Here is a 12371-nt window from a genome sequence, read left to right on the forward strand (position 1 = left end):
GTACAATGCTTAGGAATTTCGTTTAATTTTTTCATGACTTCCGATACACCATTAATTCAATTTTTTGAAGGTATTCCTGAAGAAATCAGTAATGTCAGCTTACGCCGGAACAAGAGTTCTGGAGTTCGTACCGTATTGATGACGTTTAAAGAGTTGAAATCCATAGAAAGATTCAACAGCTTTAGAAAAAAATTTTCTAATTCGCTGCGCTTAAGTGATGAAGAAGGTGTGATTAGTGTCGAGCCTTCCTCGGTTAAATTTATTTTCTCAGGGCCAGAAGGGGATGATTTCGAGCGGCTGGACTGCGAATTTGAAATCCCGCGAGACGACCACTGGGAAAGATTTATGCGGTTTATGAATCGCTATGCTGAAGCGAATGACATGGCTTACAGCGAAACCCAAAAAACAGCAGCTAGCCAAGCAGGTGCATCATGAAAGTAGCGATCGCAGGAGGAACCGGATTTGTCGGCTCTCGTTTGGTAGAGCGACTACTAGCTGAAGGTCATCAGGTGCTAATTTTAACTCGCAACCCCGCTTCTGTGAAACCCGCTCCAAGTGTAGAGGTTGTTGCCTATAATCCCAAAGAATCGGGAGCTTGGCAACAGTCGATTTCTGGATGCGATGCGGTGGTGAATTTGGCGGGGGAACCCATCGCCGAAAAGCGCTGGACACCAGAACACAAGCAGGAAATTATCAATAGTCGCAAAATTGGCACTCAAAAAATTGTAGAAGCCATTTCTAAAGCCAACCCGAAACCATCAGTTTTGGTGAGTGCTTCCGCAATTGGTTACTATGGCACCAGCGAAACCGCCACGTTTGAAGAAAGCAGTCCTTCTGGTAATGATTTTTTGGCACAAGTTTGTCAAGAATGGGAAGCAGAAGCCCAAAAAGTAAAAGACACGGGTACGCGGCTGGTGATTGTGCGAATTGGGATAGTTCTGGCTATGGGAGGAGCAATTGGTAAAATGATTCCTCCCTTTAAAATGTTTGCTGGCGGCCCTATCGGCACAGGGAAGCAGTGGTTCTCTTGGATACACCGAGATGATCTAGTTAACCTAATTTTATTCGCACTCCAACAAAGAGAAGTTGAAGGTGTTCTCAACGCCACAGCTCCGAACCCAGTCCGCATGAACGAAGTATCGCAAACTTTGGGGGAAGTTTTAAATCGTCCCTCCTGGTTGCCAGTTCCCGCCTTTGCTTTAGAAGTTCTTTTGGGAGATGGGGCCCAAGTCGTTTTGGAAGGACAACAAGTTCTACCAAAACGCACCATTACCCAAGGCTTTGACTATCAATATCCCAGCCTCAAACAGGCGTTGGAGGAATTCTTGGATTAATGCTAATTGCTAATTGCTAATTGTGTTCCTGGGTACTGGGTACTGGGTACTGGGGCAGTATTTTTCCTAGTCCCTAGCCCCTAGTCCCTAGTCCCTCTTAGCCATTAGCCAACCTTTACAGTTTCAACTGGCAAAGTATCCTCATCCTGCACCCGCTCTAATTTAGCTCCCAGTTGCCGCAGTTTCTCCTCCAGCTTCTCATAGCCTCGGTCTAGATGCTGCAATCCTTGAATCGTCGTTTTTCCTTCTGCCGCCAGCGCCGCCAGCACCAGCGCCGCCGAAGCGCGTAAATCTGTCGCTAATACTGGCGCGCCCGATAGCATCGGCACACCCCGCACTAGCGCATGGTTGCCTTTGACGCGAATATCTGCACCCATGCGATTTAATTCGGCAACGTGACGCAAACGATTTTCAAACACGGTTTCACTGATGGCGCTATCGCCATCGGCAAGTGTCAGCAACGCCATAAACTGCGCCTGCATATCTGTCGGGAAACCCGGATAGGGCAAGGTTTCGATATCAGTACCTACGTATTGGTGTCCGCCGATAATCCGCAGACAGTCGGGTGCATCTTCAATCACCTTAGCGCCAATTTCTCGCAGCTTAGCGATCGCTGCTGTCAGATGATCTGGAACCACAGGCGAGATACTGATTTCTGAGTGCGTAATTGCCCCTGCTACTAGCAACGTCCCCGCCTCAATCCGGTCGGGAATAATGTTGTAGTCGGTAGAATGCAATTTGGGAACACCGGAAATTACAATTGTGTTGGTGCCTGCACCGCGAACTCTCGCGCCCATCGAATTGCAGAAATTAGCCAGATCCGCGACTTCAGGCTCTTGTGCGGCGTTCTCTATCGTAGTTTCGCCTTCCGCCAAGGTCGCCGCCATCATCAGCGTCTCTGTAGCACCGACGCTGGGATAATCTAAATAAATTTTTGCCCCTTTTAACTTTCCGCTGCTTCCATTGACATAAGCATGGACAATTCCATGCTCAATTTGCACATCTGCCCCCATGTCCCGCAAACCCCGGACGTGGAGATCAACTGGTCTGGCACCAATAGCGCAACCGCCGGGTAAAGGCACCCTTGCCACCCCCAGGCGCGCCAGCATCGGGCCTATGAGAAAGAAGCTTGCCCGCAGTTGCGAAACCAACTCATAGGGCGCTTTTGATTCTCCGATGTGGCTGGCGTTGATGTCGAGAATGTCGCCATTTCGTTCTAGCTTTACACCCAAGGACGACAAAATTTGACCCATTCGTTCCACATCGACAAGCGAGGGAACATTCCGGAGGCGAAAATCTTCCGGACAAAGCAATGCTCCCGCCATGATCGCTAGGGCTGAGTTTTTGGCACCGCTAATTTTGGCGTGTCCTTTCAGAGAGTTTCTGCCCCAAATCTGTAGGACGGATTTGTCTTCTTCGGGCAGAGAGTAGGTGTTGGTCAGGTTGAGAGAGGGGTTAATAGGTCTATCCTCCAAATTTCCGGAAATAGTGTTGCATTTTTTTAAATTTGGTTTTGATTCTACAGTAAAGATTTTAAATGTCTACATTATTGGCACTCCAGATATCATTTTCAGCCGAGTTAAGCATTTTACCTTGTCCTGGTTCCAATTTCCGGAGCAAACAAATTAGTTGACTAATGCCAAAACTTGCGGCAATATGATAATTTGGAAATGTAGTCAAGGCTACGCGGAACTGGCGGAATTGGCAGACGCGCTAGATTCAGGTTCTAGAGTCCGCAAGGATGTCCGGGTTCAAGTCCCGGGTTCCGCATCTCAATTTTGGATTTTTGTGGGATTACTAGGCTAGTAATCCCAAATTTTTTTGTACTAAGCAAGTTATCCCCAATCCAAAATCTAAAAATCCAAAATCGAATGTTGACCAGTCTCCAGAATCCTCTGGTAAAGCAAATCCGCAAGTTGCATACTGCTAAAGAGCGGCGAGAGCAGCAGATGTTTTTGTTGGAAGGGACGCACTTGCTGGAGGAAGCGATCGCAGTTGATTATCCTTTGGTGACAGTTTGCTGTACGCTGGAATGGCAGGAGCGTCACCCGCAACTGTGGAACAGCATTTGTCAACGTTCCCCGCGCACCGAATTGGTGAGTCCGGAAGTCTTGAAGGCTCTTGCTACCACAATTCAACCAGATGGTGTAGTCGCTACAGCACCGCGAGTCTCCAATCGGGCGCAAAGTCTACCTGTCACTGGTTTGGGGCTGGTATTGGAAACAATACAAGATCCCGGAAACCTGGGGACAATGATTCGCACCGCTGCCGCATCTGGTGTAGATTGGCTTTGTCTGAGTGCAGATAGTGTAGATTTAGATAATCCGAAGGTGCTGCGAGCCTCAGCCGGACAGTGGTTTCGGCTACCGATGAGCGTCAGTTCCGATTTAATAGCTGACATTTCCCAGTGTCGGAAACAAGGGATGCAGGTAGTAGCAACTGTTCCCACCGCAACTTTAACTTATTGGGAAGTTGACTTGCGCCGTCCGACGCTGATTTTGATGGGCAATGAAGGCGCTGGGTTGTCAGATAATTTAAGTATAATGGCGGATGTGCAGGTGAAAATTCCCCTGAGTCCGGGGGTAGAGTCTTTGAACGTAGCTGTAGCAGCTGCCTTGATGTTATACGAAGCGCAGCGTCAGAAAAGTTTTAGCCATTAGCCATTGGTTTGCTACAAAATCAGACTTTGAGCGGAAAATGCCCAAAGACCAATTATCCATTCCCGATTTCTTGGAAATATTGCTCAATGTCAGCAACGGCATCCTCTAAATCATCTACGGCAATCGGATATTGTTGATGATTATTCCCCTTAACGGCCTGCAACTTTGAACTATCTCTCTGAATTTCCTGAGATAGCAACAATTCCTGCAATTCGTCGAGGGACTTGCTGAAAGAATCATCGGTATCGCGTTCGTTCTCTTGGTGACTGTAATTCATGCGTCTGATTCCTAAAACACTGCTCATCCTAGCAGCGCACTCTGATAGTTATGAGACGATCGCCAAAACTCGACAATCGCGATTATGTTAGCTTCTACAATACAACAGAGACTTTAAAGATGTCCCCCGTCAAATTACTGACTAATAACTGATCGTTTGGGACTTGCGCTCACTGTTGGTCAAGTTCAAAATAAGTAGGGCATCGCGCACCGGGAGAGTAACGTGACTGAGGGATTTGATTACGATTTAGTGATTATTGGGGCGGGCGTAGGCGGACATGGTGCTGCATTACACGCCGTCAGCTGCGGACTGAAAACCGCTATTGTAGAAGCAGCAGATATGGGCGGTACTTGTGTTAACCGGGGCTGCATTCCTTCAAAAGCACTGCTTGCGGCATCTGGTCGGGTACGGGAGTTACATAACGCCCATCACCTGAAATCGCTGGGTATTCAAGTATCTGGCGTTGAGTTTAACAAAGAAGCGATCGCGTCCCACGCCAACAACCTTGTTTCCAAGATTCGCGGTGATTTGACAAATAGTCTACAACGATTGGGTGTAGATATCATCCGAGGTAGGGGTAAAGTAGCTGGACAGCAAAAAGTATCTATTACCACAGAATCGGGTGAAAAAACTGTCACCGGAAAAGACATTATCATTTCCAGTGGATCAATTCCTTGGGTTCCTCCAGGTATTGAAATCGACCACAAAACCGTCTTTACCAGTGATGAAGGCGTAAAATTGGAATCGCTACCACCGTGGATCGCAATTGTTGGCAGCGGTTACATCGGTCTGGAGTTTTCGGATATTTACACAGCTTTAGGCTGTGAAGTGACGATGATTGAAGCTTTAGACCAGCTGATGCCTGGTTTTGACCGCGACATTGCAACTATAGCTGAAAGGATACTGATTAAGCCGCGCGACATCGAAACCAAAGTCGGCATTTTGGCAAAAAGTGTCACCCCTGGAACGCCAGTAGTTATTGAGCTAGCCGATGCTAAAACTAAAGAAGTGGTGGACGTACTGGAAGTAGATGCTTGTCTGGTTGCTACGGGACGCATTCCAGATACTAAAGACCTGGGATTAGAATCGGTGGGCGTAGAGACAGATAGAAAGGGCTTTATCACCGTCGATGACCGGATGGCAGTTTTGTCAGGCGGCGAAGTAGTACCCCACCTGTGGGCGATTGGAGATGCCACTGGTAAGATGATGCTGGCTCATGCTGCGTCTGCTCAAGGTGTCGTGGCAGTAGAAAATATCTGCGATCGCCATCGATTGGTAGACTATCACAGTATCCCAGCCGCAGCATTTACCCACCCAGAAATCAGCTTTGTCGGCTACACAGAAACAGCAGCAAAGGATTTGGGGAAAGAACAGGGATTTGAAGTAGGGGTAGCGAAGAGTTACTTCAAAGGTAACTCGAAAGCGATCGCTGAAGGAGAAGCGGACGGCATGGCAAAGGTCGTCTACCGCAAAGACACCGGGGAAGTGCTGGGCGTTCATATTATCGGAATGCACGCAGCAGATTTGATCCACGAAGCCGCAAATGCGATCGCTTCTCGTAACACTGTCAACACCTTAGCCTACTATGTCCACGCTCACCCTACCCTCTCGGAAGTGCTGGATGAAGCCTACAAACGGGCTGTAGGAAGTCACTAGCCAATGCCAGGATTTTAGATTTTGGATTTTGTTTTCAATCCAAAATCTAAAATCATCGGAGGCGGAGAAACTCCGACCTCCGCAAAATCCAAAATCGAATTGTGCCAAACTATATCTATGCAAATTCGCCGTCGTCCACCAAACCCATCTGTTTCCATCAGCAATTTCGGTTATCGAGTTGTCGTACCTGGTAATGAACCAAGTCACATTTTGGAGGAAATTGTCTGGCATAAAGAGACGGAAGTTGACCGGATGCGAGAACGTCTCCCCTTGAACGAGTTGCAGCGTCAAGTACAGACAGCGCCAGCAGTGCGTGACTTTGTTGGGGCATTACGACAAGGTAAGACAAAACCTGCCTTAATTGCGGAAGTAAAAAAAGCCAGTCCCAGTAAGGGAATAATTCGGGAAGATTTCGATGCAGTAGCGATCGCTACCGCATATCAGCAGGGACAAGCGAGTTGTTTATCGGTACTCACTGATAAAAAATTCTTTTCTGGTAGCTTTGAAAACTTGACTGCTGTTCGCGCTGCCGTAGACTTGCCCGTATTGTGTAAGGATTTTGTAATATATCCTTATCAAATCTATCTCGCCCGACGACACGGAGCTGATGCCGTCCTGCTAATTGCGGCAGTTCTTAACGACAAAGACCTGCAATACTTTGTCAAAATTACCAACGCTTTGAGGATGACACCCCTGATTGAAGTGCATACTCTAGCAGAACTAGACCGCGTATTATCCCTGAAAGACGTTACCCTAGTTGGTATAAATAATCGCAACTTGCAAGATTTTTCTGTGGATCTGCAAACAACCTGTCAGATTCTGGCAGCACGAAGCAGCGAGTTGCAAGAGCGCGGCATTCTTGTCGTTAGTGAGTCCGGGCTGCACACCCCATCTGACCTTAGCACGGTTCAGGCTGCTGGTGCAGATGCAGTGCTAATTGGTGAATCTTTGGTAAAACAGCCTGACCCGGCTGCGGGTATCGCCAAGTTGTTTTCCAAGTGACACGCTTTTGAATCAGGAAGAAGGATGAAAGAGGAAATATAAATAAATTAAATCTGGCTAATTGCCCATAATTAAATAGTTCATGGTTCATAGTTCATCAATAGACTTGTTGCATTAATTCTGCCCCGAACTGAACAGGGCATCATAGCTAAAATCATCGCCGCGATCCTTTAGTAAATGTTTCAACCCGTTGTAACGGGTTGAAGTTTTGAACCAGAAATTTATTTTCAAGGCGATGACTGCAAGAAGTCTAATGAACAATCAACCATCAACAACCTGAGAAATAATATGGGTAATAAGACGGATTTGAGCTAAAAAATTTCTTCCTTCAGCCCCCATCCTTGCGCTTTTATCCTTAACTTAGATATCCGTCCCCTTGAGGTAAATCAGGTTTCATGGAGCCAATTCCCCTTCCGTCTCACATTCACTACGAACTACTGCTGCAACTTTTAGAACGCCAAACCTCCTTTGCTGCAAGACAACAACCAGCAGTGCGGGAGCAAGTTCACCAGCTTATAAGTACCCTACGCAAAGCGATGGCTCAACAAAAGCAAATTGAGCAAACCTGCGCTAGAGCAAATTTACCAATTGATTACCGTTGGTCTGTGAATAATATCGCTTTTGAGGAGACACCGCCGCCTGATGTCGTCACCGGACAACGGGAACCGAAGGGTTAGAAAGTTAAAAGTTATGAGTTTTGAATACACTGAGAGATATAACTCATAACTTGTAACTACGAAATGGCTGCTGGATGCACCAAAACTATTATTGATTTCTGGGAGGTTAGGAGTGACTGAACCAGATTCAAGTAATCGTTTCTGGTGGGACTCCCAGGAAGCGTTAGCAGAAGCAGAACAAACGAATGCTGATGCTACCCAACAACCTCACGAACCAGACCAGGGACAATCTTGGGAGCAGGAACGTCAAGCTTTACTCAAAGAGTTGGAACAATGGCGAGAAGCAGCTAAGGCGGCGGATGCTCGTGTAACCCATGACCAACAGCAATTAGAGCGCATTAATCAGTTAGAGCAGGCTTTGCAAGAGTCCCAAGCTTGTGTAAATGAACTCAGACTCGAACTTGGCGAACGAAACCTTTTGAAAGCCCAGCTAGCCTCAACAGAGGAAGTAGCTAACCTTCAACAGCAGGCCCTTTCTCAACTAAAACAAGAATTAGCCGAGCAGCAAAAGGCTCTGGAAGCGCAAGAAACACAAGCGCTACTCAAAGACCAAACTGTTCAAGAATTGTTGGCGATTATTGAAAAAAACGCTTTATCGCAGCAAGGAGAACTGGGACACCTGCGAAAAGAGTTGGCTCAAAGCCGTCGAGCTGTTCAAGCTGGTCAAAAGTTGTTGCAGCAGGAGATAGAGACGAGACAAACATCTCTGGAAGCTCAAGTTTTACGAGTGCAGGAGCTAGAAGCAGAAATTCTGGAGGCTCGAAGCTTGAGGAGAAGTGTGGAGGTGCAGCTAGCCGAGTCTCATCAACAAATTGAGGCGCTGTATCGTCGGTTAAGCGATCGCGCTGCTACTCTAAATCAGCTAGAAGATCATCTCCAACAAGCCCACGCAGCCCTGGAAGACCAACAACAACTAACGGTGACACTCCACCAGACTGAAACCCTCGTCTCGGAACAAAATGCCACCATTGACACCCTTTACCGCCAAATTGAAGCATTAGAAATTCAGCTGGAGCAACAGCTGAAGATTCAGGCTCGACTTCAACAAGCTTGTCATGAACTGGCAGAATCACGCGATCGCCATTCCTCCCGCACCGCCGAACTTGAGTTACAAATAGGCACCCTGCAAGAGCAAATTCTTAAATCTGCCCAGCAAGCAGGCGAATATGAAGCAGCTATCCAGTATTGGAAAGATCGTTACGGTACAGCCAACGCCTTTGCTCAACAACTCAAGGAGGTAATGGAAAAAGTCATCGCAGACTGTCCAGATGAACTCTTGGAACTGCTGATGACAACCCAATCCGCCGCCGCTTCTCAACTCTCTAAGCCAGTTTCTCCAACACCTATAGCATCTCCTCCACCAAACAAAAATTTGCAGGTAGATTTGCCAGCTTTCTTAAGAAAGACTCCGCCAGCGAACCCAGAAGTTAGTTAGTATTTATTTGCTAATGGCTAATGTAGCAATTCTAAGTTACTCGTTAAATCTTCCTAAGCGCGATCGCTTACGCCAACGCTCCACCAAAGCGGTTCATGAATTTTTACAACTCATTTATTAATTGCTAATAGCTGATGGTAATTGACAACCTGGTAATTAGCCATTAGCAATCAGCTATAGATGTGCGATCCTAAATAATGCGCTCTTCAACTTTAAGGACAGATCAATGGATGACAAGCTAATGCTGATGATTCCCGGCCCTACGCCAGTGCCGGAACAGGTACTCCTAGCCTTAGCCAAGCACCCCTTCGGACACCGCAGCGGCGAATTTGGCAAGTTGATGGCAGAGGTGACAGAAAACCTCAAATGGTTGCACCAGACACAGAATGATGTACTGTGTTTAACTGCCAGCGGTACCGGGGCGATGGAAGCTGGCATTATTAACTTTTTGAGTCCAGGCGATCGCGTGTTGGTTGGCTGTAACGGCAAATTTGGCGATCGCTGGGCAGAATTACCCGAAGCTTTCGGTTTAAATGTTGACAAAGTTACAGCCGAATGGGGTCAACCTCTAGATCCAGAACAAATTCGTGCCAAACTCGAAGCCGACACCGACAAACAAATCAAAGCGGTTATTATCACCCATAGCGAAACTTCTACGGGTGTTCTCAACGATCTGGAAACCATTAACCGTCATGTCAAAGCCCACGGCGAAGCTTTAATAATCGTTGATGCTGTCACTAGCTTGGGGGCTGTGAATTTGCCTATTGACGAATGGGGGCTGGATGTGGTGGCTTCCGGTTCCCAAAAAGCCTACATGATTCCCCCTGGTTTAGGCTTTGTATCCGTCGGCCCGAAAGCCTGGGAAGCTTATAAAACCGCTAAGTTGCCCCGCTTCTACCTGGATTTAGGCAAGTATCGCAAAGATGCTGCTAAAAATACTACTCCCTTCACTCCGCCAGTTAACCTGATGGTGGCATTGCATACCGCCTTACGGATGATGAAGGCTGAGGGGTTGGAATCTATCTATGGGCGGCACCAGCGCTTGATGAATGCTACCCGCGAAGCGATGAAAGGGCTATCGTTACCTTTATTTGCCCCTGACGGTTTTGGTAGTCCGGCAATTACTGCTGTGGCACCAACTGGGGTGGATTCCGAAAAAATCCGGTCGGTGATGAAAAAGCGGTTTGACATCGTTCTGGCTGGCGGACAAGACCATCTCAAAGGCAAAATCTTCCGTATTGGTCACTTGGGGTTTGTGAGCGATCGCGATATTCTCGCTGCTGTTGCCTCCTTGGAAGCCACCCTGCGCGAAGTAGGATATGAAGGCTTTACTCCCGGTGCTGGTGTTGCGGCTGCTGCCAGAGTGTTTGCCCAATCTTAAGCGATTAGTAATTAGTTTCATAGGGTGGGCAATGCCCACCCTACAATTATCAAATTGTTGTGACCTAGTCCCAGACTTTAGCTTCCGGAAGTTCTGTGTACTTTGCTTTTAACGTTGGCAGATGTTTTCGCACCAGTTTCACGCCTGTCCAGCCCGGACGACCAACGGGTGTTACCACTATATATTTTATCAAATTTTGCACTTTCAGTTAAGTTGTATTGATGTTAATTAAGCGAAAGCTGCAATTAAAGCAATTCAAGGGTTGGGTGCGGTACTTCTGTAGGGGCTAATTAAGCTAATTAATATATTCCAGGCAACTGACAAACGCTATAAAGACATCTATTACTGAAAAACGAAACCCTTGTCCTAATAACAAAAAAGAGCGGGCCTTTTATCGACCTGCTCTCTTTGTTTGGATAAATTGTAACAGATTGAACCTCCTAGGTCTTCTTCTGTGGGTCAGGATCATACCAAAGCCCAATATTGACATGACTTTTTTGCTCCTCGCCGAGTCATGAATTCTTATGCAGTTTCCAGCCAATCATAAATTTGATCTAACTGTTCTAGCGTTACTAAACCGTACTGCCATAAAATCATCGGCAAAGGCCCTGGATCGTTTTCCCGATGCCGCAAAGCGATCGAAATTGAAGCTTTGGATATTGCCAAATCTTCTTGTAAAAACCGAAGAAACCGAGAATAGCTTGCAGGTGCCATATTAGCTTTCACCACCTTTTATCAAAGTCTGTTTTGTTATTTTGTAATTAAAACGCTGCTTGTTTAAAGTATCGATAGACAGAATCATATCTGTCCACCGTTATCAAAGCTGCTTCCCTACTATTTTCCTTTTACCTGACCGAATTCAGGTGTCACAGATCACCAACTTCCTGTGACAATTGGGCAGATGGTTCTACCATTAACGAAGATAGGGATATAACTGGCTTAGTTTCCAGTTACCTTTGAGCGGGGTTGTTTGGTGACAAAGACACCGGAAACCTAAGTGTGGTTCCATTGTTTCCGCCAAACCCCAACCAATTGTCAAAAAGTAAACTTTGCTTAATATTTTTTTACTTCACCATTTAAATTTCATCCCTCTCTAAAAGGAGAGATTTACTTTTTAAGAGCGCTTCTGTTACACCCACCCCACACCTACACACCGAAACACTCTCTCATCCTTAGAGGAACCAACTCTCTTGAAGCGAGAAGAGGTTTAAGCGTTAACTTTAAATTAAAAATTCACCCTCAAACTCTATCTTGGGAAAGATTACCTTACTTTGGTAACAAATGCGCGAATAGTATGAGTTAAATTTTAAATTGGTTTCATAAGAATTACAAAGCTGGGCGTGTAGGGGTATCCGTATTTGTATCCAGCTGCTCAATGGTAACGCGATCGCCTACTTTTAGACCCAGTTCGGCGGCTCGTCCTCCCCGGAGTTCAATCACCCGATCGGTAGGTGTATCGGGGCCATAGGTAGGACAGATACTGGTAGTGCAGGGAGGGACATTTGCCGCAATAAATTTCACTACACCATCCCGCATAAAAATCATATCTAGAGGGATGAGCGTATTCTTCATCCAGAAGCCAATTGGTCGCGGTGTCCCGAACTCAAACAGCATCCCCCGGTCATCAGCCAAAGACGTGCGGTACATCAAACCCATAGCCTGTTGCTCTGGGGTTCGCGCCACTTCCAACGCGATCGCCTCGCCTGCAATAATAGCTTTAGCAGAAATTGGCAAAGTTTGACCCAAATTATCCTTGATTCCCGAAGCCTGCGCCTCACCAGAAAGCGTTTTAGATTCTAATGGCACTGACAAAGAAGTTGGTGTTGGTGACAACTGCATCTCACCAGAAGGCGTTTTTAGTTCTGACTTTGATACTGGTGGCGAACATCCCATCAGCAACACGCACAGCATTATCCACAGCAAACTAACCCGACTACTCACAAATTCAT

General features: G+C 46.7%; 13 protein-coding genes and 1 tRNA gene. 9 read left to right on the plus strand and 5 right to left on the minus strand.

What is annotated here, in order from left to right; genetic code table 11:
* Positions 1 to 33: 33 nt before the first annotated feature.
* Complete coding sequence (gene psb28 / locus H6F66_RS13400) at positions 34 to 435, plus strand: photosystem II reaction center protein Psb28 (protein ID WP_190422003.1); 402 nt, start codon at positions 34 to 36, stop codon at positions 433 to 435.
* A complete protein-coding gene (locus H6F66_RS13405; protein ID WP_190422004.1) occupies positions 432 to 1334 on the plus strand; it encodes a TIGR01777 family oxidoreductase in 903 nt (300 codons plus the stop codon). The genes psb28 and H6F66_RS13405 overlap by 4 nt, the downstream gene beginning before the upstream one ends.
* 104 nt (positions 1335 to 1438) lie before the next feature.
* On the opposite strand, the gene murA is transcribed toward H6F66_RS13405, so the two are convergent.
* On the minus strand, positions 1439 to 2809 hold the full coding sequence (gene murA / locus H6F66_RS13410) for a UDP-N-acetylglucosamine 1-carboxyvinyltransferase (protein ID WP_206755406.1): 1371 nt from the start codon (positions 2807 to 2809) through the stop codon (positions 1439 to 1441).
* 211 nt (positions 2810 to 3020) lie between these two features.
* Here murA and H6F66_RS13415 point away from each other — a divergent pair.
* Positions 3021 to 3104, plus strand: a tRNA-Leu gene (locus tag H6F66_RS13415).
* Positions 3105 to 3205: 101 nt separating this feature from the next.
* Positions 3206 to 3994: an RNA methyltransferase gene (locus H6F66_RS13420; RefSeq protein WP_190422006.1), complete on the plus strand. Its 789-nt coding sequence runs from the start codon at positions 3206 to 3208 to the stop codon at positions 3992 to 3994.
* Positions 3995 to 4046: 52 nt separating this feature from the next.
* Here H6F66_RS13420 and H6F66_RS13425 read toward each other — a convergent pair whose 3' ends face one another.
* Complete coding sequence (locus H6F66_RS13425) at positions 4047 to 4271, minus strand: hypothetical protein (protein ID WP_190422008.1); 225 nt, start codon at positions 4269 to 4271, stop codon at positions 4047 to 4049.
* Positions 4272 to 4493: 222 nt separating this feature from the next.
* On the opposite strand from H6F66_RS13425, the gene lpdA reads away from it, so the two are divergent.
* From lpdA to H6F66_RS13450, 5 genes are all read left to right on the plus strand, one after another.
* On the plus strand, positions 4494 to 5927 hold the full coding sequence (lpdA, locus tag H6F66_RS13430; RefSeq protein ID WP_190422010.1) for a dihydrolipoyl dehydrogenase: 1434 nt from the start codon (positions 4494 to 4496) through the stop codon (positions 5925 to 5927).
* 117 nt (positions 5928 to 6044) lie between these two features.
* Positions 6045 to 6929, plus strand: a complete 885-nt coding sequence (trpC, locus tag H6F66_RS13435; protein WP_190422012.1) for an indole-3-glycerol phosphate synthase TrpC — start codon at positions 6045 to 6047, stop codon at positions 6927 to 6929.
* 395 nt (positions 6930 to 7324) lie between these two features.
* The gene (locus H6F66_RS13440) at positions 7325 to 7606 is read left to right on the plus strand and encodes a DUF5340 domain-containing protein (RefSeq protein ID WP_190422014.1); all 282 of its coding nucleotides are present in this window, start codon (positions 7325 to 7327) and stop codon (positions 7604 to 7606) included.
* A gap of 112 nt (positions 7607 to 7718) precedes the next feature.
* Positions 7719 to 9041, plus strand: a complete 1323-nt coding sequence (locus tag H6F66_RS13445) for a hypothetical protein (protein WP_190422016.1) — start codon at positions 7719 to 7721, stop codon at positions 9039 to 9041.
* Positions 9042 to 9267: 226 nt separating this feature from the next.
* Positions 9268 to 10422, plus strand: a complete 1155-nt coding sequence (locus tag H6F66_RS13450) for an alanine--glyoxylate aminotransferase family protein (protein ID WP_190422018.1) — start codon at positions 9268 to 9270, stop codon at positions 10420 to 10422.
* A 64-nt stretch (positions 10423 to 10486) separates the two neighbouring features.
* Here H6F66_RS13450 and H6F66_RS13455 read toward each other — a convergent pair whose 3' ends face one another.
* The 3 genes from H6F66_RS13455 to H6F66_RS13465 all read right to left on the minus strand — a co-directional run bounded on the left by H6F66_RS13455 (position 10487) and on the right by H6F66_RS13465 (position 12363).
* Positions 10487 to 10624 carry a hypothetical protein gene (locus H6F66_RS13455; RefSeq protein ID WP_190422020.1) on the minus strand — a complete coding sequence of 46 codons (138 nt, stop codon included), beginning with the start codon at positions 10622 to 10624 and terminating at the stop codon, positions 10487 to 10489.
* A gap of 320 nt (positions 10625 to 10944) precedes the next feature.
* Positions 10945 to 11136 carry a DUF2949 domain-containing protein gene (locus H6F66_RS13460; RefSeq protein ID WP_190422022.1) on the minus strand — a complete coding sequence of 64 codons (192 nt, stop codon included), beginning with the start codon at positions 11134 to 11136 and terminating at the stop codon, positions 10945 to 10947.
* A gap of 612 nt (positions 11137 to 11748) precedes the next feature.
* Positions 11749 to 12363, minus strand: coding sequence for a DUF192 domain-containing protein (locus tag H6F66_RS13465; protein WP_347269381.1), 615 nt, complete (start codon positions 12361 to 12363; stop codon positions 11749 to 11751).
* Positions 12364 to 12371 lie beyond the last annotated feature (8 nt).

This window comes from Trichocoleus sp. FACHB-6, from assembly GCF_014695815.1.
GTDB lineage: Bacteria > Cyanobacteriota > Cyanobacteriia > Cyanobacteriales > FACHB-T130 > Funiculus > Funiculus sociatus.